27 protein-coding genes are annotated in these 26,296 nt (G+C 71.7%); 14 read left to right on the forward strand and 13 right to left on the reverse strand.

The window, feature by feature from the left end; all coding sequences use genetic code 11:
- Positions 1–69: 69 nt before the first annotated feature.
- Entirely contained in the window at positions 70–1,707 is a 1,638-nt protein-coding gene (locus ACIPKM_RS16110; RefSeq protein ID WP_402737107.1) for an alpha-amylase family glycosyl hydrolase, read from the reverse strand.
- 103 nt (positions 1,708–1,810) lie between these two features.
- Between ACIPKM_RS16110 and ACIPKM_RS16115 the strand changes: the two genes are divergently transcribed.
- From ACIPKM_RS16115 to ACIPKM_RS16135, 5 genes are all read left to right on the forward strand, one after another.
- Complete coding sequence (locus ACIPKM_RS16115) at positions 1,811–2,368, forward strand: NAD(P)H-dependent oxidoreductase (protein ID WP_309888339.1); 558 nt, start codon at positions 1,811–1,813, stop codon at positions 2,366–2,368.
- A gap of 138 nt (positions 2,369–2,506) precedes the next feature.
- Positions 2,507–3,019 (forward strand): MarR family winged helix-turn-helix transcriptional regulator, encoded by a 513-nt coding sequence (locus ACIPKM_RS16120; RefSeq protein ID WP_070417171.1) that lies wholly within the window; start codon positions 2,507–2,509, stop codon positions 3,017–3,019.
- Between the two features lie 92 nt (positions 3,020–3,111).
- Positions 3,112–3,618 (forward strand): Dps family protein, encoded by a 507-nt coding sequence (locus ACIPKM_RS16125; protein WP_070417172.1) that lies wholly within the window; start codon positions 3,112–3,114, stop codon positions 3,616–3,618.
- Between the two features lie 10 nt (positions 3,619–3,628).
- Positions 3,629–4,429 (forward strand): SDR family NAD(P)-dependent oxidoreductase, encoded by an 801-nt coding sequence (locus ACIPKM_RS16130; RefSeq protein ID WP_402737108.1) that lies wholly within the window; start codon positions 3,629–3,631, stop codon positions 4,427–4,429.
- An 8-nt stretch (positions 4,430–4,437) separates the two neighbouring features.
- A complete protein-coding gene (locus tag ACIPKM_RS16135; protein WP_402737109.1) occupies positions 4,438–5,631 on the forward strand; it encodes an NAD(P)/FAD-dependent oxidoreductase in 1,194 nt (397 codons plus the stop codon).
- A 92-nt stretch (positions 5,632–5,723) separates the two neighbouring features.
- Here ACIPKM_RS16135 and ACIPKM_RS16140 read toward each other — a convergent pair whose 3' ends face one another.
- From ACIPKM_RS16140 to ACIPKM_RS16160, 5 genes are all read right to left on the reverse strand, one after another.
- On the reverse strand, positions 5,724–6,803 hold the full coding sequence (locus tag ACIPKM_RS16140) for an alpha/beta fold hydrolase (RefSeq protein WP_336696961.1): 1,080 nt from the start codon (positions 6,801–6,803) through the stop codon (positions 5,724–5,726).
- 89 nt (positions 6,804–6,892) lie between these two features.
- Positions 6,893–7,768, reverse strand: a complete 876-nt coding sequence (locus tag ACIPKM_RS16145) for an SMP-30/gluconolactonase/LRE family protein (RefSeq protein WP_092384822.1) — start codon at positions 7,766–7,768, stop codon at positions 6,893–6,895.
- A gap of 48 nt (positions 7,769–7,816) precedes the next feature.
- Positions 7,817–8,650 (reverse strand): DUF1206 domain-containing protein, encoded by an 834-nt coding sequence (locus ACIPKM_RS16150; RefSeq protein ID WP_402737110.1) that lies wholly within the window; start codon positions 8,648–8,650, stop codon positions 7,817–7,819.
- A gap of 123 nt (positions 8,651–8,773) precedes the next feature.
- Positions 8,774–9,940 (reverse strand): RtcB family protein, encoded by a 1,167-nt coding sequence (locus ACIPKM_RS16155; protein WP_092384826.1) that lies wholly within the window; start codon positions 9,938–9,940, stop codon positions 8,774–8,776.
- A gap of 390 nt (positions 9,941–10,330) precedes the next feature.
- Positions 10,331–10,804 (reverse strand): MarR family winged helix-turn-helix transcriptional regulator, encoded by a 474-nt coding sequence (locus ACIPKM_RS16160; protein WP_402737111.1) that lies wholly within the window; start codon positions 10,802–10,804, stop codon positions 10,331–10,333.
- Between the two features lie 63 nt (positions 10,805–10,867).
- Between ACIPKM_RS16160 and ACIPKM_RS16165 the strand changes: the two genes are divergently transcribed.
- The 4 genes from ACIPKM_RS16165 (at position 10,868) to ACIPKM_RS16180 (ending at position 14,702) form a co-directional block, all read left to right on the forward strand.
- Positions 10,868–11,395: a phenolic acid decarboxylase gene (locus ACIPKM_RS16165; protein WP_402737112.1), complete on the forward strand. Its 528-nt coding sequence runs from the start codon at positions 10,868–10,870 to the stop codon at positions 11,393–11,395.
- Complete coding sequence (locus ACIPKM_RS16170; RefSeq protein ID WP_402737113.1) at positions 11,395–12,162, forward strand: alpha/beta hydrolase; 768 nt, start codon at positions 11,395–11,397, stop codon at positions 12,160–12,162. The genes ACIPKM_RS16165 and ACIPKM_RS16170 overlap by 1 nt, the downstream gene beginning before the upstream one ends.
- 94 nt (positions 12,163–12,256) lie before the next feature.
- Positions 12,257–14,086, forward strand: coding sequence for a glycoside hydrolase family 15 protein (locus ACIPKM_RS16175; RefSeq protein WP_402737114.1), 1,830 nt, complete (start codon positions 12,257–12,259; stop codon positions 14,084–14,086).
- Between the two features lie 13 nt (positions 14,087–14,099).
- On the forward strand, positions 14,100–14,702 hold the full coding sequence (locus tag ACIPKM_RS16180; RefSeq protein ID WP_402737115.1) for a DUF1992 domain-containing protein: 603 nt from the start codon (positions 14,100–14,102) through the stop codon (positions 14,700–14,702).
- Positions 14,703–14,798: 96 nt separating this feature from the next.
- Here ACIPKM_RS16180 and ACIPKM_RS16185 read toward each other — a convergent pair whose 3' ends face one another.
- Positions 14,799–15,479, reverse strand: coding sequence for a hypothetical protein (locus ACIPKM_RS16185; RefSeq protein WP_070417182.1), 681 nt, complete (start codon positions 15,477–15,479; stop codon positions 14,799–14,801).
- Positions 15,480–15,688: 209 nt separating this feature from the next.
- On the opposite strand from ACIPKM_RS16185, the gene ACIPKM_RS16190 reads away from it, so the two are divergent.
- The 5 genes from ACIPKM_RS16190 to ACIPKM_RS16210 all read left to right on the forward strand — a co-directional run bounded on the left by ACIPKM_RS16190 (position 15,689) and on the right by ACIPKM_RS16210 (position 20,837).
- Positions 15,689–18,160, forward strand: a complete 2,472-nt coding sequence (locus ACIPKM_RS16190) for a phosphoketolase (RefSeq protein WP_402716276.1) — start codon at positions 15,689–15,691, stop codon at positions 18,158–18,160.
- Between the two features lie 434 nt (positions 18,161–18,594).
- Positions 18,595–18,810, forward strand: a complete 216-nt coding sequence (locus tag ACIPKM_RS16195) for a hypothetical protein (RefSeq protein WP_071303366.1) — start codon at positions 18,595–18,597, stop codon at positions 18,808–18,810.
- A 34-nt stretch (positions 18,811–18,844) separates the two neighbouring features.
- The gene (locus ACIPKM_RS16200; RefSeq protein ID WP_071303365.1) at positions 18,845–19,528 is read left to right on the forward strand and encodes a fumarylacetoacetate hydrolase family protein; all 684 of its coding nucleotides are present in this window, start codon (positions 18,845–18,847) and stop codon (positions 19,526–19,528) included.
- Between the two features lie 159 nt (positions 19,529–19,687).
- The gene (locus tag ACIPKM_RS16205; protein ID WP_071303364.1) at positions 19,688–20,650 is read left to right on the forward strand and encodes a sugar phosphate isomerase/epimerase; all 963 of its coding nucleotides are present in this window, start codon (positions 19,688–19,690) and stop codon (positions 20,648–20,650) included.
- A gap of 10 nt (positions 20,651–20,660) precedes the next feature.
- On the forward strand, positions 20,661–20,837 hold the full coding sequence (locus ACIPKM_RS16210; RefSeq protein WP_156794789.1) for a hypothetical protein: 177 nt from the start codon (positions 20,661–20,663) through the stop codon (positions 20,835–20,837).
- Positions 20,838–20,865: 28 nt separating this feature from the next.
- On the opposite strand, the gene ACIPKM_RS16215 is transcribed toward ACIPKM_RS16210, so the two are convergent.
- The 6 genes from ACIPKM_RS16215 to ACIPKM_RS16240 form a co-directional block, all read right to left on the reverse strand.
- Positions 20,866–21,195 (reverse strand): hypothetical protein, encoded by a 330-nt coding sequence (locus tag ACIPKM_RS16215; RefSeq protein WP_071303363.1) that lies wholly within the window; start codon positions 21,193–21,195, stop codon positions 20,866–20,868.
- Positions 21,192–21,761, reverse strand: a complete 570-nt coding sequence (locus ACIPKM_RS16220) for a hypothetical protein (protein ID WP_402737116.1) — start codon at positions 21,759–21,761, stop codon at positions 21,192–21,194. The genes ACIPKM_RS16215 and ACIPKM_RS16220 overlap by 4 nt, the downstream gene beginning before the upstream one ends.
- On the reverse strand, positions 21,758–22,372 hold the full coding sequence (locus ACIPKM_RS16225; protein ID WP_229086513.1) for an RNA polymerase sigma factor: 615 nt from the start codon (positions 22,370–22,372) through the stop codon (positions 21,758–21,760). The genes ACIPKM_RS16220 and ACIPKM_RS16225 overlap by 4 nt, the downstream gene beginning before the upstream one ends.
- Positions 22,373–22,549: 177 nt before the next feature.
- Positions 22,550–22,705 (reverse strand): hypothetical protein, encoded by a 156-nt coding sequence (locus ACIPKM_RS16230; RefSeq protein ID WP_175473746.1) that lies wholly within the window; start codon positions 22,703–22,705, stop codon positions 22,550–22,552.
- A gap of 135 nt (positions 22,706–22,840) precedes the next feature.
- The gene (locus tag ACIPKM_RS16235) at positions 22,841–25,363 is read right to left on the reverse strand and encodes an ATP-dependent DNA ligase (RefSeq protein ID WP_402737117.1); all 2,523 of its coding nucleotides are present in this window, start codon (positions 25,361–25,363) and stop codon (positions 22,841–22,843) included.
- Entirely contained in the window at positions 25,360–26,250 is an 891-nt protein-coding gene (locus ACIPKM_RS16240) for an SDR family oxidoreductase (RefSeq protein WP_071296589.1), read from the reverse strand. The genes ACIPKM_RS16235 and ACIPKM_RS16240 overlap by 4 nt, the downstream gene beginning before the upstream one ends.
- Between the last annotated feature and the right edge of the window lie 46 nt (positions 26,251–26,296).

Consider the following 26,296-nt stretch of genomic DNA (forward strand, 5'->3'; position numbering starts at 1 on the left):
GTCAGGCGGGCGTCGGCCGATCTGTGGAACGCGTCCCCGCGCCTCCTGGCTGTGGAGGAAGAGTCCGGCTCAGCGCAACCAGACGGTGGTCTCCCCGGGGAGCACCCCGTGGCCGAGCGGACCGGACGAGACGACGACCTCGCCGGCGGGCAGCTCCACCGGCTCGGTCCCGAAGTTCGTGACGGAACGCCACCCGTCGTGCCGCGCGAACGCCACGACCCCGTCCGGCGTCTCGATCCACGCGAGGTCCTCGCCCCGCTGCAGGTCCCGTCGGGCGGCGGTCGCCGTGCGGTACAGGGAGAGGGTCGACCCGGGGTCGCCGTCCTCCGCCTCGACCGAGGACGCCCCGAAGTCGGCCGGTTGCGGCAGGTGCGGTGCGACCGCCCCGAACCCGAACGACGGCCCGGACGTGGTCCACGGGATCGGCACGCGACACCCGTCCCGCCCCTTCACGGTGTGCCCGGTGCGGATCCACTTCGGGTCCTGCAGCGCCTCGTGCGGGATCGCCGCCGCTTCTTGCAGCCCGAGCTCCTCGCCCTGGTAGACGTACGACGAACCGGGCAGCGCCAGCATCAGCAGCGTCGCCGCCCGCGCCCGCCGGAGCCCCCGTGCACGATCGAGCGACGGTGTCGTGCCGTCGGTCATGAGCCACGCGTCGGTGTCCGTGCCGTCCGGCAGGCCGTACCGGGTCGCGTGCCGGACGACGTCGTGGTTCGACAGCACCCACGTGCTCGATGCCCCGGACTGCGCCGACGCCGACAGGTTCCGGTCGATGATGCCCCGGAACGCCGCGGCGTCGAACGGCGCCTCGAGCAGGTCGAAGTTGAACGCCTGCCCGAGCTCGGTCGGCCGGGCGTAGAGCACGCGGCGCGGCGCGGGCGCCCAGGCCTCCGCCACGGCGGCTCGCGGCGGGTCGTACTCGTCGAGCACCCGGCGCCACGCCGCGAAGATCTCGTGCACCTCGTCGCGGTCGTAGAGCGGGTCGGAGCCGTCCAGCGGCAGGTGGTGCTCGTCGGACGGACGGTACGGGGTCGACAGGTCCTTCGCCAGGCCGTGCGCGACGTCCACCCGGAAGCCGTCGACCCCGCGGTCGGACCAGAAGCGCAGCGTGTCCTCGAAGTCGCCACGGACCTCCGGGTTCGACCAGTCGAGGTCCGGCTGCTCGGGCGCGAACAGGTGCAGGTACCACTGGCCGTCGGGCACGCGGGTCCAGGCGCTGCCGCCGAAGTTCGACACCCAGTCGCTCGGCGGGAGCGAACCGTCGGCACCGGCACCGTCCCGGAACACGTACCGAGCGCGCTCGGGCGAGCCGGGGCCCGCGGCGAGCGCGGCACGGAACCACGCGTGCTCGTCCGAGGTGTGGTTCGGGACGATGTCCGCGATCAGCCGGATGTCGTGCTCGTGGAGCGCACGGACCAGTGCGTCGAAGTCGTCGAGCGTGCCCAGGCGATCGTCGACGTCCCGGTAGTCGGCGACGTCGTAGCCCCCGTCCGCCAGTGGGGAGGGGAAGAACGGCGACAGCCAGACCGCGTCGACGCCGAGCGACGCCAGGTAGGGCACGCGACTCGTCACGCCCCCGAGGTCGCCGAGCCCGTCGGCGTCCGTGTCCGCGAAGCTCCGCGGGTAGACCTGGTAGACGACGGCGTTCCGCCACCAGTCCGGGTCGGTCGTGCGGGGCGTGCTGGCCGGCGTCCGAAGCGTGCTCACGTCGCCAACGTACCGACGATCCAGCGGACCGGGAATAGGGGTCCACGCGCACGCATTGGTTGTCGATGACACCTTTCCGTCACAGAACCAGTAAGGATCCCCGATGACGAACGTCCTCGCCCTCGTCGGCAGCCTCCGCGCCGAGTCCATCAACCGCAAGCTCGCCGAGGCGGCTGCGCACCACGCCCCGGAGGGCATCGAGCTGTCGACCTTCGACGGCATCGTCGACCTGCCCTTCTACAACGAGGACATCGACGGCGACACCCCGCCCGCCTCGGCCGTCGCCTTCCGCGACGCCATCGCCGCCGCCGACGCCGTCCTGCTCGTCACCCCCGAGTACAACGGCACCATCCCGGCCGTCCTGAAGAACGCACTGGACTGGGGTTCGCGTCCGTTCGGCGCCTCGCCGCTGTCCGGCAAGCCGCTCGCCGTCATCGGCTCGGCCTTCGGCCAGTTCGGCGGCGTCTGGGCGCACGACGACGCCCGCAAGGTCGCCGGGATCGCCGGCGCGAAGGTCCTCGAGGACGTCAAGGTCGCCATCCCGCAGTCGGTGGTCCGGTTCGCCGAGACCCACCCGCGCGAGGACGCCGAGGTCACCACGCTCGTCCAGGGCGCCCTCACCGCGCTCGCCGAGGCGACCGAGGAGCAGGCCGCAGCCTGACGACGTCACGCGCGTGACGACGGACGGGAGGCGCGGTGCGGGCCCGCACCGCGCCTCCCGTCCGTCCACGGGTGCGGGAGACCGCATCCCGTGAGATCCCTAGACGCTCTAGCAACGAGACGGGCTACCCTGAACGCCATGTCCACGCAGGAGATCACGGAAGCGTCCGGGTACTGGTTCCCCGATGACGACGCGACCCAGCGGGGCGTCACCGTCCTGAACGCCCTCCGCCGCTACCGCGCCGCCGAGACCGCGATGCGTCGACGCACCCGCGACTCGATGGGCATGGGCGAGACCGACCTGCTCGCGGTGCGCTTCCTGCTGCAGGCGCAGCGCGCCGGGCGCACCGTGAAGCCGAAGGACCTGGCGGCGTACCTCAAGATCTCGTCGGCCTCGACCACGATCCTCATCGACCGCCTCGTGAAGTCGAACCACGTCCGCCGCGACCCGCACCCGACCGACCGCCGCGCGCTCGTGATCACCCCGACCACCGAGACCGACGAAGAGGTCCGCGCGACCCTCGGCATCATGCACCGTCGGATGATGGGCATCGCCGAGGGGCTCTCCCCCGAGGACGCCCGCGTCGTCGCCGTGTTCCTCGAGCAGATGCGCTCCGCCGTCGACCAGGTCGACCCCGCCGTCACGCACTGATCGGACCACGGGGGACGCGTCCTCTGAGCGGACGTCCTGCCGCACCGCGTAGACCGGTCTGGTACCGGTCACCAACGCGGAAGGAACCGATCATGCACGCATCGGACAAGCTCGCCAAGAACCTCCAGGCGGTCCTCGTGGACCTCATCGACCTGCACCTGCAGGGCAAGCAGGCCCACTGGAACATCCTCGGGACCAACTTCCGGGACCTCCACCTCCAGCTCGACGAGATCGTCGACGCCGCACGTGAGTTCGCCGACGACACCGCCGAGCGCATGCGCGCCCTGTACGCGGTCCCGGACGGCCGCTCGAGCACCGTCGCGGCGTCGAGCCACCTCGACCAGTTCCCCGAGGGCGAGATCACCACGCACGACGCCATCGACCAGGTGACGCTCCGCCTCTACCAGGCGACCGGCACCATGCGCGACGTCCACGACGAGGTCGACGAGGAAGACCCGACGACGGCCGACCTGCTGCACGGCTTCATCGAGCGCCTCGAGCAGCTCGCGTGGATGGTCTCGGCCGAGAACCGCGCACCGAGCACGCCGCTCGCCTCGGCCACCACGCCCGCGGTCGCGGACGCCTCGGCGCACGCGTAGCGGCCACCAGGTGGACCTCGGGATCCAGGGCAAGACCGCCCTGGTCTTCGGCGCGGACTCCGGCATCGGCTGGAACACGGCTCGCATCCTCCTCGCGGAGGGTGCGACCGTGGTCGTGTCGGACCTCGACCAGTCGCAGCTCGACAACAGCGCCGACCAGCTCGAGGCGCCGTACGGCAGGCTGCACGCCTTCGCCGCGGACGTCACGAGCGCCGCGAGCCTGGCCGACCTGCACACCAGGGTGCGCGACGCCGTCGGCGAGATAGACGTCCTCGTGCAGTCCTCCGGCGTCACGGGCGCCCAGGGCCTGTTCCACGAGATCGACGAACAGGGATGGCTCGACACCATCGACGTCGACCTGATGGGGCCGGTGCGGATCACGCGTGAGTTCATCGGCGACCTGCGCCAGGGCGGCTGGGGTCGCATCGTCTACCTCGTGTCCGAGGACGCGTCGCAGCCGTACGACGACGAGCTCCCCTACTGCGCGGCCAAGGCCGGGGTGCTGTCCTTCGCGAAGGGCCTCTCCCGCACCTACGCGAAGGAGGGCCTGCTCGTGAACACCGTGTCGCCGGCGTTCATCCACACGCCGATGACCGACGCGATGATGAAGAAGCGCGCTGAGGAGACCGGCCAGACCTTCGACGAGGCGATCGCGTCGTTCCTCGACGACGAGCGCCCGTACATGGAGCTGCAACGTCGCGGCGAGCCGGAGGAGGTCGCGAACGTCATCGCGTTCCTCTGCTCCGACCTCGCCAGCTTCGTGAACGGCTCGAACTACCGGGTCGACTCCGGCTCGGTCGCAACGATCTAGGAGACGCCATGACCGACTTCCGCTACCTCGTCGTCGGCGGCGGGATGGTCGCCGACGCCGCTGCCCGCGGTGTCCGCGAACTCGATGCCGACGGCTCGATCGGCATCATCAGCGAGGACGTCGACCGGCCGTACGCCCGGCCGGCGCTCTCGAAGAAGCTGTGGACCGACCCGGACTTCAGCTGGGACGAGAAGGTCGACCTGCACACCGAGGAGACCGGCGCGACGTTCGTGCTCGGCACCGCGGTGACGGCGATCGACCGCGCGGCGAAGACCGTCACGACCTCGGACGGGCACACCCACGGCTACGAGCGACTGCTCCTCGCGACCGGCGGCAAGCCCCGCGGGCTCCCCGGGCTGTCGCCGTCCGACCGGGTGCTCGACTACCGGAGCGCCACCGACTACCGACGCCTCCGTGAGCTCGCCGACGCCGGGGCCCACGTTGCCGTCGTCGGTGGCGGGTACATCGGCACCGAGATCGCAGCCGGCGTCGTGCAGAACGGCGCCCGGGTGACGCTCGTCGACCCGGACGAGGTCGTCGGCGGCCGGATGTTCCCGGAGGACCTCGCCCGGGCGTTCCAGCAGCGCTTCGTCGACCACGGCGTGGAGCTCCGGCTCGGGCGCCGGGTGGACCACGGGTCCGAGCACGAGGGTGGCGTCACGCTGACCCTCGACGACGGGTCCGAGGTGTCCGCCGACGCGGTCGTGGTCGGACTCGGCATCGAACCGGCGACCCGGCTCGCCGCCGACGCCGGGCTCACCGTCCGGGACGGCATCGTCGTCTCCTCGACGCTCCTCACCGACGACGACTCGGTGTTCGCCGCCGGCGACGTCGCCGAGTACCCCGACCGGATCCTCGGCACGCGCCGGGTCGAGCACGTCGACAACGCGCAGCAGCAGGGCCGGCAGGCGGGGCGCAACCTCGCCGACGCCGACGAGACCTACGACCACACGCCGATGTTCTACTCCGACGTCTTCGACATGGGGTACGAGGCCGTCGGGCAGGTCACCACGAAGCTGCGCACGGTCGAGGACTGGCAGGAACCGACCGTCACCGGTGTCGTCTACTACCTCGACGACGACGACCTCGTGCGCGGCGTCCTGCTCTGGAACGTCTGGGACAAGACCGACGAGGCCCGCAAGGTCCTCGCCGAGGCCCACGCGCTCACGCCGGACATGCTGATCGGGCGCATCACGCCGTAGCGTCGCGTCCACCCTGGAGGCGCGGTGCCGGTCCACGAGACCGGCACCGCGCCTCCAGTCGGTCGCGTCCGTCCGCGGGCCGATCCGCGGGATCAGCCCGCTTTGCGGGTCTCCGGAGCCACCTCGTCGACGATCTCGCGGCGATCCGCCGGGTCGACCGGCAGGTCGTCGCCGTCCGCCATGGCGACCGCGTGCGCGGACTTCGCCGCCTCGAGCGTCTCGTCGTCGTTCTTCGCCATGCCGAGCAGTTCGACGAAGCGCGACTTGACGAGCATCCAGGCCTCGCGCGGGCCGAGCCGCGACAGGTCCGACGCCGTCGAGTCGTCGCGGACGCGCTGCAGCGAGGACACGCCGCGGTCGGGGAGCCGGCCGGCGACGTGGTCCACCGCGAGCCGCGCAACCGCGTCTGCCTGTGCGTGCATCACCGAGTGCGCGCCGTCGACGACCTCACGCAGCACCGCGTACGGGAACACCCGGGCGAGCCGACGCACCCAGTCCCGCGGGACCATCGCGTCGTGCTCCCCGCGCACGATGAGCGTCCGTGCCTGCACGTGGGCGGCGCGCTCCTCGATCGGGAAGGCGATCATCCGCGGCAGCACCTTCGAGAACCAGTGCCAGCCGCACAGGGCGTACGCCGTGATGCCGTGCCAGCGGACGGCCGCCGGCTCGTGCAGCGTGGACCGGAGGAACCGGAACGCCGACTGCCGGACCGTGCGCGCGTGCGAGTCGACGACCGGGCTGATGAGCACCAGGTCGGAGATGTCCGGACGACGCGCTGCCACCTCGGTCACGACCTGGGTGCCCATCGAGTGACCGACGAGCACCGGGTCGACGAGTCGGAGGTCGTCGATGACCTTCTCGACCGCGTCGGCGTACCGCTCGATCGAGACCTTCCCGCGGAAGCGCGGGACACCGGCGAACCCGGGCAGGTCGAGGGCGTGCACGGGGCCGTTCTCGTTGAGGTGCGGGGCGAGCCGCTCGTAGTACGTGGCGGCGATGCCGAGCCCCGCGACGAGCAGGAAGGCACGGTCGCCGGGTTCACCGACGGAGCTGACGCGCACGTACGTGCCGTCGACCGCGACCCGGTCGACCTCGACCGTGACGTCGGCGTTCTCGGCCTCGCCCAGTCGCTTCGCGGGGTCCGGTGTCGCGTCCGTGTGCTCGTCGTCCACTTCGGTCTCCTCGGGTCGGGCGTCGCTCCTCGGTTCGGGCGATCGCCCAGGATACCCGCGGCGCCGCCGATCCCGCCGTCGGCGCCCCGTCAGCCGCTGAAGGTGTTCGCGGGGAACCCGTGCACCCGCGTCGGCACCGCGAGGACGGCACCGGAGTGCGGGTGCGCGACGAGCTGCTCCTCGGTGAGGTTCTCCCGCGCCGACGCGACGAACAACGTCGACATGTCCGGGCCGCCGAACGCCACCGACGTCACGTTCGGCACCGGGAGCTCGACGGTCTCGAGGTGCGACCCGTCCGGACCGTACCGCTCGACCCGACCGCCGCCGTAGACCGCGCTCCACGAGCAGCCCTCGTCGTCGCGGACGAGTCCGTCGTGGGCGGACCCGACGACGAACGGCTCCAGCTCGCCGAGCTCCCCGTCGGGGCCGTACGACCCGCGGTAGATCGTCGACGCGCTCGTGTCCGTGACGTACATGACCGTGCCGTCCTCCGACCACTCGATGCCGTTCGTCACGCCGAAGCCGCCGCGGAGGAGTCTCGTGGTGCCGTCCGGCTCGATCGAGTACAGGGCACCGTCAGGCTCCCCCGTGGTGAGGTTCATGCTGCCCACGAGGAACCGGCCGAACGGGTCGCACTTGCCCTCGTTGAACCGGAGGCCGGCCGTGGCGTGCTCGACCCGGGCGATCTCACGCTCGACGACGCCCTGGGCGTCCGTCACGACGACGGAGTCGCCGAGGGCCGCGACGAACCCACCGCCCGCGCGGGGCTGGAAGCTCGCCAGCGGGGGCGGCAGCTGCACGGTGGACGTGGTCGTGCCGTGGGCGTCCGCGGTGGTGAGGGTGCCGAGCGTGATGTCGACCCACCGCAGCTCGTTCGTCCCGGGGTCCCACACGATGCTCTCCGCGAGGACGGCTCCGGCGTCGGAGAAGACGGTCACGGGTCCGGTCGTCGCGCTGCTGCTCATGACACCGGTCTACCGGTGCCGCCTCCGCGCGCGTCCACCGTGTCCGTGTCAGAGGCGGGCGTAGCGGGCGCGGAAGAAGCTGAAGACGCCGAACGCGAGGAACCCGATGCCGATCGCGACGAGCACGAACACCCCGCCCGGCATCGAGCGCAGCGCGTCGAACGCACCGTCGAGCCCGGTCGCCTGGTCGGGGTCGCTCCGGAAGCCCGCGACCGCGATGAGCACGCCGACGACCACCACGGCGATCCCCTTCAGCACGTACCCCACGACGCCGAGCACGGTGACGACACGGTCGAGGGGCTGCCGCGGGCGCACCAACTGCTTCCAGAACGAGCGCCGGCAGCCGATCACCACGAGGCCGACGCCGATCGCGACGGCGACCGCGGCGACGAGCAGCAGGAGGAACACGCCGCCGGGGGTCGCGAGGGCCTTCGCCGCAGCGCTCCGCGACGACCCGCTCGAACTCGTGCCTGCTCCGACCGCGTAGGACGCTGCCGAGTACGCGATGAGCCCGTAGACCACGGCCTTGCCGACGTTCTTCACCCGGTTGCCCCAGGCACGGGCGCTGTCCGTCCGCCCGCCGACCACGGCCTCGACCACGAGCCGGAGCGTCAGCGCCGCGCAGCCGACGGCCACGATCCACAGGAGGACGACCCCGCCGGGGACCGCGGCGAGCTGCTGCAGCGCACCCGACTGGTCGGTCTCACTGCCCGAGGACGCGTTGCCGACACCGAGCAGGATCGCCAGGTAGCCGATCAGCAGGTGCACGATGCCGCTGCCGACGAACCCGGCGCGCGCCGTCAGCTCGAACCACCGGCTGTCGGCCACGCGCTTCGCTCCACGACCGGTCTTCCGGGCCGCCTGTTCCGCCTGTTCACTCACGCCATCGAGCGTGCCCGACGGAACGGGCCCTGTCCGGCAGGGGCGGTGACACCCGGCCGTCTGGCAGACGGGAGGCGCGGTGCGGGCCCGCACCGCGCCTCCCGTCCCTGCGTGGCGGCGACGTCAGTCGCCCTTCACGTTGACGACCTGCCGCAGCGTGTGCCGGATCGACACGAGCTCCGAGGCGTCGGCCATGACCTGGTCGATCGGCTTGTACGCCGCCGGGATCTCGTCGAGGAACGCGTCCGTGTCGCGGTACTCGATGCCGACCATCGCCTCGCGCAGCTGGTCGTGCGTGAACGTCCGCCGGGCGGCGCTCCGCGAGAACAGCCGACCGGCACCGTGCGGCGACGACTCGAGCGACGGCTTGTTGCCGAGGCCCTCGACGACGTACGACGCGGTGCCCATCGACCCCGGGATCAGACCGGGCTGCCCCGCCCTCGCCTGGATCGCACCCTTCCGGGACACCCACACCGACTTCCCCCAGTGCGTCTCGCGCTGTGTGAAGTTGTGGTGGCAGTTGATCCGCTCCCGCTCGTCGACCGGCGTGCCGACGACCTCGGACAGCTGCCGCACGACGCGGTCCATCATCTCCTCGCGGTTGAGGAGCGCGAAGTGCTGCGCCCACCGCAGCTCGGCGATGTACCGGTCGAACTCCGGGGTCCCCTCGACCAGGTACGCCAGGTCGGGGTCGGGCAGCTCGATCCACCAGCGCTGCATGGCCTTCTTGGCGACCGCGATGTGCCGCTGGGCGATCTTGTTGCCGACGCCCCGCGACCCGGAGTGCAGGAACAGCCAGACGCGGTCCGCCTCGTCGAGCGACACCTCGATGAAGTGGTTGCCGGACCCGAGCGTGCCGAGCTGGTTGCGCCAGCCGCCGTGTGCCCCTGCGGGGTCGAACCCGGCACCCTCGGCCATCGTCTCGAGCTCCGCGATCCGGGGCTCGGCCGTGGCGACGATCTTCCGGTTCGACGCACCGGCCGACAGCGGGATCGCCCGCTCGATCTGCTCGCGCAGCTCCTGCAGGTCGTCGGGCAGGTCGGCCTCGGTGAACTGGGTCCGGACCGCGATCATGCCGCAGCCGATGTCCACGCCGACGGCTGCCGGCATCACCGCGCCGAGGGTCGGGATGACCGACCCGACGGTGGCGCCGAGGCCCAGGTGGGCGTCCGGCATGAGGGCCAGGTGCGGGAACACGAACGGCATGCGAGCGGTCGTGCGGGCCTGCTGCTCGGTGTTGTCCTCGAGCATCGAGGCCCAGCTCAGCAGCCGGTCGGTGATCTTCTCCATTGCTTCGTCTCGCTTTCGTGACGGTCTTCGGTGACGGTCCGGAGCGGGGTCCTGCTGCCGTCCGGCACCACGAGGCGTGGCGTTCGGAGGGCAGCGTCGTGGAGAGGACGCCCCGGGCCGGGTGGGCACGGGGCGTCGGGTGACGTCGCGTGCCTACGCGGGATAGCGGTCGGACTGCTGCGGGTTGCGCTGTTCGGGCAGCACGAGGAGCGTGTCGAGCTGGAGCTCGACTCGCTGTTCGTGGTGCTGCACGGTGCGCACGCGCGGTCCTTCCGGTGGTGCCCGGGACGGGCGGTCCTGCCGATGGGCAGGAGGACGACAGTAGTGCGACACGCCCGGGGTGCACAAGCGCGACACGCCCGGGATGCGCTGGGCCCGGTGGCCGAGGGGTCAGGCGCCCCCGCGCTCGTCGAGTCGTGCTCGCAGGCACTCGAGTGCCGGCACGGCCGCCACGAGCGCTCGCCGGTCGTCCTCGGAGAGCGTGTCCATCGCGTCGACGAGGACCCGCTCGGCGGATGCGTCGTAGTCCGCGAGGCGGCGTTCGGCGAGGCCGGTCAACCCGACCTCGGTACTCCGCCCGTCACCACGCGCGAGACGACGCTCGACCAGGCCGTCCCGCTCCATCGCCTGGACGAGGTTGCTCACCGTCGAGCGCGCGAGCCCGAGCGAACGGCCGAGTGCGGTGGGACTCGACCAGCCGTCCTCGCCGAGTCGCCGGAGCACCTCGATCTGCGCGTCGGGGATGTCGGGCAGCGCGACCGAGCGGCGGGCCGTGGCGAGCAGGGTCCGGCGGAACGGACCGATCTCCGCGCTCAACCGTCGCGCCACCCGGGCCAGGTCGGGGTCGTCCGGTCGCTCGTCCACGTTCCCAGGGTAGTCACCGGAAAAGCGCTTGCAACAAACGCAGTTCGAGAGCAAACTCGATGGATGGACATCACCACCAGCGTCGAACACCCCGTCCCCGAACAGGACCTCTCCGGCATCGTCGGGCACCGCTTCATCTACACGTACGCCAACGGGTGGCAGTACGAGATGTACGTCAAGAACGCGACGACGATCGACTACCGCATCCACTCCGGCATGGTCGGCGGACGATGGGTGAAGGACCAGCAGGTCGACCTCGTCGCGCTCACCACCGGCGTCTACAAGGTGTCCTGGAACGAACCGACCGGCACCAGCGTCGTCGTCACGGTGGCCCCCGGTGAGCGGGTCCTGCACGGCACGATCTTCTTCCCGCACTGGGTCGAGGAGGACGGCAGCAAGACGGTGCTGTTCCAGAACGACCACCTCGACCGCATGCGCGAGTACCGCGACCAGGGGCCCACCTACCCGATCTACGTCGTGCCCGAGTTCGCGCACATCACCCTGTTCGAGCACGTCGGCGAGGACGACGAGACCGTCGTCGACACCGCGCCCGGCGACCTGCCCGCAGGCTTCGCCGACCGGTCCAACTGATGCGCACGTTCGCCCCGGTGACGCTCGGGCACGGCGGTCGCACCCTCCGCGGCTGGCAGTTCGGCACCGTCGCGCGGAACGGCTCCGCGGCCCTGCTCGTGCACGGCTTCGGCAGCACGGACACCGGCGGACAGCAGCTGTTCGTGCAGACCGCGCGCACCCTGGCCGAGCACGGCTCCGCGGTCCGGTCGTACAGCCGGCTCGGGCACGGGACGAGCGACGGCGACTTCGCCGACATCACCATCGGCGACGAGGTCGACCAGGTCGTCGCGATGATCCGCACGCTCGCGGCGGACGCGGCCGGGCCGGTGCATGTCGTGGCGCACAGCCTCGGGGCGGTGGAGTCCGCCATGGCGGCCGCACGCGTGCCGGAACTCGTCGCGACGCTGACCCTGTGGTCACCGGCCGGTGTCGTCGTGGACGACATCGCACGGCACGACCGGATCCAGGGCCAGCCGCTCGCCCGCGCACGGGAACAGGGCTGGTTCGACTTCGGCGGCATGGCCCTCGGCACGGCGTTCATCGACGAGGTGACGGCCGGCCTCGACGTGTACGCGACGATCGACCGCTACACCGGTCCCGCCGAGGTCCTGCACGGCACCGCGGACCAGATCGTCCCCGTCCGGTACGGGCAGCGCTACGGCGAGGTGCTCCCCGGGGCGACGTTCACCGCGGTGGAGGGCGCCGACCACGGCTGGTCGTCCGTCCCGTGGCGACGGACGTTGCTCGACCACCTGGTCGCCTCGACGGGCGGCGGCGCCCGCTGACGGCTCCTCCACAGCCTGGAGGAACGGCGGGCGTCCTCCACAGCGGGGTACGCCCGCCTGATGGTCGGGCCCAGAGCGCGGGCAGGCTGGGAGCATGACCGAGCGGACCCGAGACACCCCTGACGTGATCGACGACGAGGAGCGCACCGACGGCTACGCACCGCTCCGGTCCTACGGCGCGATCGGCGATGGTCGGACGGTGGCGCTCGTCGCACGGGACGGCCGGATCGACTGGCTGCCCATCCCCTCGATGGACTCGCCGCCGGTCTTCGCGAGCATCCTCGACGCCGAGCACGGCGGACACATCGCCCTCCGGCCGGTCGATGCCGACGCCGAGGTCGCGCGCGAGTACCTGCCGGGCACGAACGTGCTCGTCACCACCTGGACCACGGAGTCGGGCTCCGTGACCGTGACCGACGCGATGGTGACCGGCGTCGCGGGACGCCTGCCCTGGGCCGAGGTCGCCCGGTGCGTGCAGGGTGTCGACGGCACGGTCGAGATGGAGTGGGCGGTGGTGCCGGGGACCCTGCTCAACACGGCCGAGCCAAGACGCCTCGACACCGCGAACGGCGCCGTGATCGGCATCGACGGCATCACGATCGCCATCGTCGAGCAGGGCTTCGAGCCCGTGCACGACGACGGGCCCCGGTTCTCCGGCCGCTTCACCACGGCCGAGGGCTCGAAGCACATCCTGACCATCGTCGGGACCCACGACGAGCCGATCTTCATGCCCCGGCCGGAGAGCGCGCTCCAGGCGATGGACCGGACGATCGACAACTGGGCGACCTGGTCGGAGGAGTTCTCGTACGACGGGCCGTGGGCCGAGCCGGTGCAGCGGAGCGCCCTCGCCCTCAAGCTGCTCATCTTCTCGCCGACCGGCGCGATCGCAGCGGCTCCGACGACGAGCCTTCCCGAGGACCGCACCGGCGGCAAGAACTGGGACTACCGGTTCGCCTGGGTACGCGACCTGTCGTACACGGTGCACGCGCTGACCCGCTTCGGGCTGCGCGAGGAGACCCACGCCGCGGTGTCCTGGGTGATGCGCACGATCGCCGAGCACGACGAGGACATGCCGATCTTCTACGAGCTCGACGGCTCGAAGAGCGACGGCGTCGAGGAGCGCGACGTCCCCGGTTGGAACGGCATCGGCCCCGTGACCATCGGGAACCGCGCCGGCGACCAGCTGCAGCTCGGGGTGTGGGGCGACGTCTTCGAGATCCTGCGCCAGTACGTCCGCGCCGGCAACGTCCTCGACCGGAAGACCGCCGCCGTCCTGCAGGAGCTCGCCGACGACGCCTGCCACCGGTGGGAGGAGCCGGACTCGGGCATGTGGGAACTCCAGGACACGCAGCACTACGTCTCGAGCAAGATCGGCTGCTGGCAGGCGCTCGACGCCGCGGCCGAGCTGCACGAGGCCGGGATGATCGACGGGCCGCGCGACAAGTGGATCGAGAACCGCGAGCTCATCGAGCAGTGGGTCGCCGAGCACGGGTGGGACGAGGAACGCGGGCACTACGTGATGTACCCGGGCTCCGACAAGCTCGACACGTCGATCCTGCTGCACGCGATGAGCGCCTTCGACCGGGGTCCCCGCATGGAGTCGACCATCCGGGCGATCGAGGAGCAGCTGCAGCACGGCCCGCTCGTGTACCGGTACTCGGGCATGGAGTCCGAGGAGTCGCCGTTCGTGGCGTGCTCGTTCTGGCTCGCGGCCGCGATGGCCTGTGTCGGACGGGTCGACGACGCCCGCGACCTCATGGACGAGATGGTGGAGCAGGCGAACGACGTCGGCATGTTCAGCGAGATGATCAGCGAGGACGGCACGTTCATGGGCAACATCCCGCAGGGGCTGTCGCACCTGGCGCTCATCCAGGCAGCGCTCACGATCGAGGAGGTCGCTGGCGAGGAGCGCTCCGGGGAGTGATCATGGAGGGGTCATGAACGGCGTCGATGCACGCATGGACCGGTTGCGACGGGCCGCCCGCTACCGGTACCAGCAGCTCGTGGACAGCGAGATCGAACGCGGCTCCCTCGACCCCGACGAGGTGCGCGAGGAGCGTCGGCTCCTGCAGGCCGCCGACGTCGCGGCGCACGCTCGGGCCCAGATCGAGGAGGCCGAGCGTCGGGGTGTCTTCGAGGGCAACCCGTACCACGGCAAGCGGCTCCCGGGGAACGACGGACGCCACGACCCCGACTGGTGGATCAAGGCGAAGATCGAGCGCGAGGAGATCACCGGGATCGCCCCGCCCGCCCTGGCGCTGCGGAAGGAGGACGCCGAGCTCGACGAGCACCTCGACGCCCTCTCCGCCGAGGCCGACGTCCGTGACGTGCTCGACGACTTCAACGCCCGCGTGAAGGAGGCCCGCCGGCAGCTCCTCGGTGGGCCGCCGGTGGTGACCCCGCTCCGAGACGTCGAGACCGAGGTCGCCGGCTGGCGAGCGCGTCGGCAGGAGCGACTGGCGACCGAGGCGCAGGCGGCCGCGGACCGGGCCGCTGCCGAGGCGGACCGACCCCGGCGGTGGTGGCGCCGACGTCGGTGAGGTGACCCGCGCCTCCTGGACCGCCCCCCGGACACGGGAACGACCGCAGCACCGCGCTCGTGGCGCAGTGCTGCGGTCGTCCCTGGCGTGGAAGCGTTACTTGATCTTGGCGGTGATGGTGGCGGTGCCGACGAGGAGGCCGGACTTCACGGCGTCGGTCTTGAAGGTGCTGTTGAGCAGCTTCGCGGCGTCACCCGAGACGTGCACCGTGGTGCCGGTCAGGATCGCGTTGTCACCCTCGAGCTGCAGCGGCTTGAGCGTGCCACCGTGCAGCGAGAACAGGTACGCGTTGTTCACCGCGACCTTGCCGTTGACCAGCACGTCACCGTAGAGCTTGGACGAGCCCGGGTTCACGACGAAGTTCTCCAGCGTGACCGTCGTCTCACCGGCGGTGAGGGTCAGACCCGAGTCGTCGTGGTTCAGCAGACCCTGCACGTACGGACGGTAGTCACCGTCCGGCGACCAGTACGTGACCGAACCGGACGTGATCGGGAACGACACGGACCCGTCGGCGAGCTTGGCGTCACCGGAGACACCCGGGGTCAGCTTCAGCGCGGTCAGGGCGTCGGTGAAGCCGGAGTCGAGCTTCACGGCGGTGTCGCCACCGAGGACCTCGGGCACCGACGCGACGGGGCCGGGGATCTTCGACGAGGACGACGACACGGTGTGCACCGACGGGGTCGAGGCCTGCGCCGAGGTGATGCCGAACGCGGCACCACCCAGCACGAGCGCACCCGTCGTCGCGAGCGTGATGGAGGTCTTCAGGGACTTGCGCATGGGTTGGGTCCTTTGCTGTCTCGGGGGCTCCGGCCGGTGGCGACGTGCTCCTGTGCACGCGCCGTGCTGTGTGCTTGCTGTGGCCCGGCCGTTCGTGACCGGAGAGCGCCCTGGGCGTTTGCCCTTGTGACATGCATTCGGCACCCCCTGCCGAACGGTTTGGAAGTTTTTCTGGGATTCCCCCGCGACCGCCTCCGTACCGTGGGGGCATGGCCCCCGCATCCCCCTCGAGCACCGACCGGATCCGCGCGATCGACGCCTGGTGGCGCGCCGCGAACTACCTCACCGTCGGGCAGATCTACCTGCTCGACAACCCGCTGCTCGACCGCTCGATCACGCCGGACGACGTGAAGCCCCGGCTGCTCGGACACTGGGGCACCTCGCCGGCGCTCAACCTCGTCTACGCGCACTGCAACGCGCTCATCGCCGAGACGGACCGGCAGCTCCTGTACATCTGCGGGCCCGGTCACGGCGGTCCCGCCATGAACGCGAACGCGCTGCTCGACGGCACGTGGGGCGAGCTCTACCCGGACATCACGCCGGACCCGGACGGGCTGCGGCAGTTCTTCCGGCAGTTCTCCTTCCCCGGTGGGATCCCCTCGCACGCGGCGCCCGAGACCCCGGGGTCGATCAACGAGGGCGGCGAGCTCGGCTACTCCCTCGCCCACGCGTACGGAGCGGCACTCGACAACCCGGACCTCGTCGTCGCCTGCGTCGTCGGCGACGGTGAGGCCGAGACCGGGCCGCTCGCCGGGTCCTGGCAGGCGCACACGTTCCTCGACCCGGTGTCGGACGGCGCCGTGCTGCCGATCCTCAACCTGAACGGGTGGAAGATCGCGAACCCGACGGTCCTCGCACGCATCCCGCACGACGACCTGCACGCCTACTTCCGTGGGCTCGGGTACGAGCCGATCGTGGTCGACTCCGCCCGCGTCGACGACGACCCGTTCGCCGTGCACGCCCTGTTCGACGGTGCGCTCCGGCGTGCACTCGCGACGATCGACGACATCCAGGCCGCGGCCCGCGCCCAGGCGCAGCGAGCGGCCGCCGGGCAGCCGGCCGGTGCTGCGGACCTCCGACCGCGCTGGCCGATGATCATCCTCCGCACGCCCAAGGGCTGGACCGGCCCGAAGGTCGTCGACGGCCAGCAGGTCGAGGGGACCTTCCGCGCCCACCAGGTCCCCCTGCCCGCCGTCCGCGAGGACGACGACCACCGCCGGCAGCTCGAGGAGTGGATGCGGTCCTACCGCCCGGAGGAGCTGTTCGACGACGACGGCCAGCCGATCGGCATCCTCACCACCATCCGGCCCACCGGCGACCTGCGGATGAGTGCGACCCCGCACGCGAACGGCGGCCGGCTCCGCACCGCACTCGACCGCCCCGGGCTCGAGGAGTTCGGCGTCCCCGTGGGCGAGGACGCGAGCGCCACCGGCACGCTCGGCCCCTGGCTCGCCGCACTCATCCAGCGGAACCCCTCGTCCTTCCGGCTCTTCGGCCCGGACGAGACGGTGTCGAACAAGCTCGACGCGGTCTTCGACGTGACGTCGCGCGTCTGGCGTGCCCAGCGTGGCGTCGGAGACGAGCACCTCGGCGCACACGGTCGGGTCACCGAAGTGCTGTCCGAGCACCTGCTCGAGGGGATGCTCGAGGGCTACGTGCTGAGCGGCCGCCACGGTGTCCTCAACACCTACGAGGCGTTCGCGCACATCATCGACTCGATGGTCGGCCAGTACGCGAAGTGGCTCGAGTCCTCGACGGACATCGACTGGCGGGCACCCGTCTCGAACCTGTCGATCCTGCTGTCGTCGCACGTCTGGCGCCAGGACCACAACGGCTTCTCGCACCAGGACCCGGGGTTCCTCGACGTCGTCGCGTCGAAGCAGCAGGACCTCGTCCGCATCAAGCTGCCGGCCGACGCGAACACCCTGCTGGCCGTCGCCGCGCACGCACTGGAGACGACCGACCGCATCGAGGTGATCGTCGCCGGCAAGCACCCCGAGCCGGTGTTCCTGTCGCTGCCCGACGCGGTCGAGCACGTCGCCGCGGGGCTCGGGGTCTGGGACTGGGCCGGCACCGAGGAGACCGTCGGCCGCGTCGACGTCGTGCTCGCCTGTGCCGGTGACGTCCCCACCGTCGAGGCCGTAGCCGCCGCGGACATCATCCGCCAGCACGCTCCCGAGGTCGGCGTCCGTGTCGTGAACGTCGTCGACCTGCTGTCCATCGGCGACCCCCGGAAGCACGAGCACCCGGTCCCCGACGAGCGCTACGACGAACTGTTCCTGCCCGGCACCCCGACCGTCTTCGCGTTCCACGGGTACCCGTCCCTCGTGCACCAACTGACCTACCGCCGGAACGGGCACGACGACCTGCACGTGCACGGGTTCCTCGAGCAGGGCACGACGACGACCCCGTTCGACATGCTCATGCGCAACGAGATGGACCGGTTCGCGCTCGCGCACGACGCCCTGACCCGGGTGGACGCGTCGGCGCACGACGCGCTGCGCACGCGGCTGTCCGAGGCCCGCACGGCGGCCCGCGAGTACGCGTACACGAAGGGCGAGGACCACCCGAGCGTCGGTGCGTGGCGGTTCTCGGGGTGGCCGCAGGACGAGGCGGCATCGGAGGGCACGGGTGGCGACCCGGGCGAGGGGGAGACCGAGGGGGCTGCGCCCGGCAACTGACGCGCGTCCGCGCACTCCTCCACATCCAGGAGGCGCGGATCACGTTCCACAGGACCGGTCACGCTCGGCGCGTGGCCGGTCCTGTCGCGTCAGGGTGGTCGTCATGGATGCAGGCTGGACGAGCGCGAGCGTGTCGTTGCTCAGCGCCCTGGTGGCGGTCGCGAGCGTGGTGGTGACGGTGGTCGAGGGGCGTCGGGCGCGGCGGAATACAGAGTTCTTGGGGCATCGGGACCACTGGTGGCAGCGTTGGTCGTGGGTGGTCGCACGTGCCGTCTCAGAGGACGAACGGCAGCGGGATGCGGCGGCTCTGATGACGGACGCTCTCATGTCCCGGCCCTGGGTCACCGATGACGACGAGTGGGTCCGACGAGCGCTCGACGACCACGAGACGATGACTGCGCGACGGCGCCGATCTGGGAAGGAACGACAGGACGATGATCTCCGACGAGGATGACCGGTCCTTCAAGGCACGGCTCGACCGGATGGAGCGGCGCACGCCCAAGCTCCTCGCGCACCCGCACTACGGGCCGCTCGTCCGTGCGGCCGGTGACCTCGAACGACTCGCGGAGATGCGCATCGAGTGGCGCGAACGACAGGAACGGGCACGAGCACGGAAGCTCCGGTGGGAGGCCTCGATCAGCGAGGGCTGACCGAGCACCGCGCTGCCGGTGGCACGCTGGACGGGTGAGCGACCTCGTCATCCCGGCCCCGACCCTCCCGACCGTCCCCACCACGACCGGCGGACGCTTCCCCGTCCGGCGGGTGTTCTGCGTGGGCCGCAACTACGCCGCGCACGCTCGCGAGATGGGCCACGACCCGGACCGCGAGCCGCCGTTCTTCTTCACGAAGCCGGCGGGCGCGGTGGTGACCGACGACGCGGACACCCCGTACCCGTCCGTCACCGAGCGCCTCGAGCACGAAGTCGAGCTCGTCGTGGCGATCGGTCGCGGCGGAACGGACATCCCGGTCGACACGGCCCTCGACCACGTCTGGGGCTACGCCGTCGGGATCGACCTCACGCGGCGCGACCTGCAGGCCGAGGCGAAGCGGCTCGGCCGCCCGTGGGACACCGCCAAGGGCTTCGATGCCTCGGCCCCGGTCGGCGCGATCGTCCCCGCCGCCGACGTCGACCCGACGTCGGGCACGATCGAGCTGCGGGTGGGCGGTGAGCTCCGACAGTCCGGGGACCTCGCCGACCAGATCTGGTCCGTCGCCGAGACCATCGCGGAGCTCTCGCGGTTCGTGTCCCTCGCGCCGGGCGACCTCCTGTTCACCGGCACCCCGGACGGTGTCGGGGTCCTCGCCCGCGGGGACCTCCTCGAGGGCTCGATCGCCGGCGTGGGCTCGGTCCGGACCGTGATCGTGTGACCCCACGCGTTTCCCCCGTGTGTCGGCGGCCTGGGAGGGCTCGCAGCACCACCGAGTAGCAATGTCTCGACGCCGCTGCGGGGTGCGCGGTGTCGCCACACTGGGGACACCCGACCGCGACGGGGCGGGGCGGCGTGTCCGGAGAACGGAGGTGCCGCCGTGCAGGAACACGACCTGCTCGCGACGTCCTGGACATGGGCCGGGACCGAACCGATCGGCGAGCGCATCGACGCCGTCGGTGCTGCCGGCTTCGCCGGACTCTCGCTGTCGCTCGGTGACCTGCACGAGGTGCGGGCGACGATCGGGTTCGCCGCCCTCCGCCGCATGCTCGACGGTGCGGGGATCGTCTGGGTCCAGCTGGGACCGCTCGAACGCTGGTGGACCTGCGCGAACCACACCACCGACCAGGACGCCGACCGCGGTGTGGTGCTCGAGGCCGCCGCGACCCTGAGCGCCTGGCAGGTCGTCGCGCGTGCGGACGTCACGCTGCCCGGCGTCTCGCCGTCCGCCATGGTCGACGACTGGAACGAACTGGCCGGGCAGGCCGCGAAGGTCGGTGCGCAGCTCGTCCTCGAGCCCGAGCCGTGGTCGAACCTGCCGACGGTGGAGCGCGCGTCCCGGTTCGTCACCGCCGCCGGTCACCCGAACGGCGGGCTCCTGGTGGACGTGATGCACGCACTGCGCGGCGGGTCCACGCTCGCCTCCATCCGCGAGGGCGTCGCGCCGGCGTCGCTGGCCGCGGTCGAGCTGAGCGACGGCCTGCTCCACACCCCGGCGGGCATGACCCTCGCCGAGGAGGCCCGCGAAGCTCGCCACCTGCCCGGAGCCGGCGCCTGGGACGTCCCGGGGTTCGTCCGCACCGTGCGCGACCTCGGGTTCGACGAGCCGTGGGGCGTCGAGGTCCGGACGGCAGCACACCGGGCGATGCCGATCGGGGACGCCCTCCGGACCGCTGCCGCGGCGACCCGGGCGGTGCTCGACGCCGCCGACGCCTTCGGGACGCCCGCCGTCCCCGCGATGCCGACGACCCCGGCGCCGACCTCGGCGGTGGACTTCGAGCCGCCGGCTGCTCCCCCGCCGAGCGACCGTCGCCGCGACGCCGACTCAGGAGCTCCGGCGTAGCGTCACCGGCATGACCGACCAGCCAGCACACGACGACGACCTGCTCCGCCGCTCCCAGGAGTCCATCGACGAGGCGAAGGCGGCTGCGGCCGAGGTGGTCGAACCGGACGAGGACGACCTCATCGACGAGGACCTCCCGGTCGCCGACGACGCCGAGCCCGCCGACGGTCCCGCGCCCGCTCCCTGAGTTCCCCCGGCAGGCGCATCGCCGGCGCTCAGTCGATCTCGACGACCCGCACGGTGACGTCCGATGGTCGACGTCCCAGCAACGCCGCCCCCTCGGCGACCACCGCGTCGCGGACGTTCCGGACGAGCCCGAGCGTCGGGACCCGCCGGTCCGTCGTCACGACCACGCGGATCCGGGCGCCCTCGCGTCGGTCCTGCACGAGGACCGCGCCACCGTCTCGGGGCAGGTCGAGCACCGAGTGGACGTCGCGGACGAGCGTGGCGAGGTTCGGCCCCGGTGGCAGCACCGAGCGGACCCCGGGGACCCCGAGCACGACCGCGGTCAGTCCGCGCGAGACACTGCGCACGTCGTCGGTCACGGTCGTCCTCTCTCGATGAGGTCCGCCACCCGCACCACGAGGGACCGCACCACGAAGGGCGCGTGCGCCGCGAGCGCGTCCTCGATGATCGACCGGAGTGCCTCGGCGCGGAGGTGCACCGGCCCGTCGGCGCTCGCGGCGATCGACACCTCGACGTCGACCGATCCGCCGGCCGTCCCGACGTCGCCCGTGAACCTGGTCCGTCGGACGACCACGCCGGGTACCTCGTCGCCGAGAGCCCGCACGAGTCCGCGGAGTGCGCCTTCGGTCACGACGAGCGTCGACGCGGGGTCGTCGTCCGGGACGGGGATGTCCCGCCCCGCGTGCGCCGTCGTCCGCACCGACGCGAGCACGCTGGCGATCCAACCGGCGTCGGCCCCGGCGGCCTCGGCGGCCTCGGCGTCGAGCAGGTCCCGCGAGGCCGTCCGCAGCGACTCGAGCCGCACCAACGCGGCGGCCGCCTCGGGGTCGCCGTCGATGTCCGGCCGCGCCGGGGTGCGGTCGGTGTCCAGGTAGTCGGAGAGTTCCTCGAGGGTGAACGCGCCGAACCGTTCGTCGTCGGTCATCGCCACCCCTCCATCTGCTCGAGGACACGACGTCGTGCCCGCGCCAGCACCCCGCGCACCGTCGCCTGCGGCATCCCCGTCGCCTCGGCGATCTCGGCGTACGACGCCCCACCGATCTCCCGCATCACCCAGACGGCACGGTGCGCGTCCGGGAGTGCCTGCACGATACGCGCGAGTTCCTGGACCTGCAGCCGAGTGCTGACGACCTCGTCGACAGGGCGGTCGTCGGCCGAGTCGACCACCGCTTCGAGGTCCAGGTGTGGATGCCGACGACGGAGGCGGTCGAGCGCCTTGTTCGCCGCGATCCGGAACAGCCAGTTCCGCACACGGTCGGGGTCGTCCACCCGGTCGATGCGCTGCCAGGCCTGGAGCGCCGCTTCCTGCACGGCGTCCTCGGCCTCGCCGTCGCCGTGTCCGAGGATCCGAGCGGCGTAGGCGCGCATGTGCGGGCCGTAGCGGCGGATCAGCACCCCGAACGCGACCGTGTCGCCGTCGGCGCTGCGCGCGACGAGGGAGGCGTCCGACAGGGACGCCAGGGCGTCAGCGTCGCTCAGGGTCGGCTCCTCGTCGATTTTCTTCGGTTCTCGCGTGACGATCGCGGTCGTCGTCACGTCTTACGTACGGGTCTACCAGGAGCGCGGTGCGTGCCTGGTGCGAAGCGCGTCGTGACCGGTCATCCCTGAACGACCGGTCACGGCGCCCCGACGGCGGCCCGTGCGTCCCCTGATCCGGCGCACGGGCCGTCTTCACCCATCGAAGCCCCCGGGTATGTCGTCGTTCTCCGGGTGCTACTCGTCGACCTCGTCACCGAGGAAGTCCGCGTAGGTCACCTCGGACTCCGTCACCGCGACCCCCGGGTCCACGGGTGTGCGCGCCGATCGGTCCCCTGCGATCGTGACTCGTTCCTCCGCGGTGAACGGGGGCAGGTACTTGCTCGCGCTCATGCTCGCGCCCTTTCGTCCCGGCGAACGTAACAGCCCGCACCGGAATCCCGGGGGATCGCCCCCGATTCGTCCCCCGGTCGAGGGTGGAACGGGGGACGGAAGTTCGCCCCGGGCTGACCCCATGCGGATGCATGCTCACGATTCCCGGACGACGTCCCCGGGGTCCTTGTCCACCCGCCACCCGCGCCACGAGGGCTGTCGCAACCGGCCGTCCGACGTCCACTCGGCGAACTCGACCTCGCCCACGCGTTTCGGCGTCACCCAGTGCGCGTCGCGGACATCGGGCCGAGGGACGTCGACGAACGGCGAGGTCTTCCGCTCGAGCGCGGCGAGCGTCGCACCGATCTCGTCGAGGTCGCGATCGCGGAAGCCGGTGCCGACCTTCCCGACGTACTGGAGCCCGTCCGGCCCGGGGACGCCGAGGAGCAGCGAGCCGACCCCACCCGCACGCCGACCACTCCCCGGTTTCCACCCGCCGACCACGACCTCCTGCGTGGCGTGGTGCTTCAGCTTGAGCCACGCCTCGGATCGCCGACCCTCGGCGTACTTCGACGTCCGCTTCTTCGCGACGACCCCTTCGAGTCCCTGCTCCGCCGAGTCCGCCATCGCCCGGGCGAGGTCGCCCTGGTACGCGGGCGGGACGTCGATCGCACCGCCCGGTTCGACCACCGTCTCGAGCGCCTGGCGACGCGCGTCGTACCCGAGGCGGGTGAGCTCGTGCCCGTCCGCCTCGAGCACGTCGAAGAGCAACAGCCGGACCGGTGTCTCCCGTCGCGCCGCCTCGACCTCGCGCGACTTCGTCAGTCCCATCCGGTTCTGCAGCAGCTGGAACGAGGGCCGCCCCCGATCGTCGAGGGCCACGATCTCGCCGTCGAACACGCCGTCCACCCCGGCGCGGTCGCCGAGTTCCTGGAGCTCGGGGTACTGCACCGTCAGGTCGTTGTCGTTGCGGCTGCGGAGTGTCGCCGAACCGTCTCGGACGGTCGCGAGCGCGCGGATGCCGTCCCACTTCATCTCGAACGCCCAGTCCGACTCGTCCAGCGTCGGCTCGCCCTTCGCGAGGGTCGCCTGCATCGTGCGGCGATCAGCCGGAGCGGTGTCCGACGCGGCCGTCCGGTCGATGCGCGCGGTCGGGTCGCCGCCGGCGGGTGCGGGTCGGGAGGCGCGGCTCGTCCCCGCCCCGTCCCCGCCGTCCGCCAGGCGGTCCGGCTGGTCCTTCGTGCGGTGGATGAGCCAGTTCTTCTCGTCGCCGTCGCGCCCACGACCCCGTCCGCGAGTGTGCAGCAGCGCCAGTCGGCGAGCGCCCCCGGTCCGGCCGTGCAGGGTGACGATGACCTCTTCGCCCTCGCGCCACTTCTCGAGCTCGTACGTGCCGTCGTCCCAGATCGTGACCGTCCCGCCGCCGTACTCGTCCTTCGGGATCGTGCCCTCGAACGCGCCGTACTCGAGCGGGTGGTCCTCGGTCTGCACCGCCAGGTGGTTCTTCCCCGGGTCGGTGGGTTCACCCTTCGGCAGCGCCCAGCTGACCAGGACCCCGTCGTGCTCGAGCCGGAAGTCGTAGTGGTCGCGTGTGGCGTGGTGTTCCTGGATGACGAACGTCGGGGTGCCGTCCTTGCGGACCGTCGGCGCGTCCTCGGGCACGGGTTCCGGGGTCTTCGACGCGTCGCGCTTGGCGCGGTACGCGGCGAGCCGGTCGCGCGCGGGCTGCTCCGCGTCGTTCGCCTGCTGGGTCCGGTCGCTGTCCCAGTGACCGTGGTCGTCCCGTCCGACCGCCAACGAGGCGGAGGCGACCGGGTGCAGGTGGTCGCCCCGTTCCTCCAGGCGTTCGAGGACCTCGTCCAGGGTGAGCTGCGCGAGCCCGCGTTCGGTGAGTTCCTTCCAGGTGCGGGGCGCGGCGACCGTCGGCCGGTCACGGCCGCGCAGCGAGTACGGCGCGATCGTCGTCTTGTTGCCGTTGTTCTGCGACCAGTCGACGAACACCTTGCCCGTCCGCTCCGCCCGGCTCATCGAGGAGAGCACGAGGTCCGGCAGGTCCTGCTCGAGCGCCTTCGCGAGTTCGTGCGCCACCTCGGAGACGTGTGCGGTGGAGGCCCCGCCGTCGAGCGCGGCGTAGAGGTGGATGCCCTTCGACCCGGACGTGACCGGGTACGGGTCGAGCCCCATGCCGTGCAGGATCTCGCGCGCTGCGAGGGCGACCTCGACGCACTCCGGCAGCCCGACGCCGTCACCGGGGTCGAGGTCCAGGACGAGCCGGTCCGGGTTCTGCTGCCCGCCGCGGGGGCCGAACCGCCACTGCGGCACGTGCAGCTCCAGCGCGGCCTGCTGCGCCATCCACACGAGGGTCGGCAGGTCGTCGACGATCGGGTACTCGTTGTCGTGCTCGGCGTGGTGGATGGTGTGGTGCCGCACCCAGTCGGGCGCGGAGTCCGGCAGGTTCTTCTCGAAGAACACCTTGCCGTCGACGCCGTTCGCCCAGCGCTTCCGGGTCACGGGGCGGTCCTTCACGTGCGGGATCATCCACGGCGCGACCCGCTCGTAGTACTCGATCACGCGTCCCTTGGTGGTGCCGGTCTCCGGGTAGAGCACCTTGTCGGTGTTCGTCAGGGCGATGCGGCGGTCCCCCACCAGGACCACGGTCTTGCGCGAGGTCGGACTCACAGCGCCACCCCGGTCGCCCCCGCCACCGTGAGGGTCGTCCCCGACGTGTACGACGACTCGGGGCCGGCCAGGTACACGTACGCGCTGCCGAGCTCGACCGGCTGTGCAGGTCGGCCGAAGGGCGTGTCCTGACCGTAGGCGGCGATCTCGTCGCCCGGGTAGCTGATCGGCTGCAGCGGCGTCCACACCGGGCCCGGGACGACGGTGTTCGCCCGGATCCCCTTCGCCGCGAGCTGCCGCGCCAGCCCGTTCGTGTACGTGATGATGGCGGCCTTCGTCGCCGCGTAGTCGATCATCCGGTCCTGCGGTTGGTACGCGGACACCGAGCTCGTCGTGACGATCGCACTGCCGGGCGCCATGTGTGGAACGGCCGCACGCACCAGCCAGAACAGCGAGTACAGGTTGACCTTCATCGTGCGGTCGAAGTCCTCGGTCGACTGCGCCGTCACGTCGTCGTGCACCTTCTGGTGGCCGGCGACGAGGACCAGCGCGTCGAGCCCCCCGAGCTCGCTGACCGCGTCCCGCACGAGTGTGTCGCAGAACCCCTCGTCGGTCAGGTCACCGGGGAGCAGCACGGCCTTCCGTCCGAGGTCGCCCACGATGTCCCGCACGGCTTCGAGGTCGTCGCGTTCCTCGGGCAGGGCGTTCAGGGCGACGTCCGCGCCCTCCTTCGCCATCGCGATCGCCGCTGCCCGTCCGATGCCCGAATCGGCCCCGGTGACGAGCACGCGGTAGCCGGGCATGCGGCCCGTGCCGAGGTAGCTCGTCTCGCCGTGGTCCGGTGCCGGGTCCATCGCGCTCGCCAGTCCGGATCCCTTCTGCGTCTGGGCCGGGAAGGGCGGACGGGGAAACTGGTCGCGTGGGTCCTGCTTGTCGAGCTGGCTCATGGGCCCATGGTGCTCGCGCCGCGGCCACCGCGGTTCAGCGAAGCGG

The sequence above is a fragment of the Curtobacterium sp. NPDC086286 genome (assembly GCF_044746255.1).
Taxonomy (GTDB): domain Bacteria; phylum Actinomycetota; class Actinomycetes; order Actinomycetales; family Microbacteriaceae; genus Curtobacterium.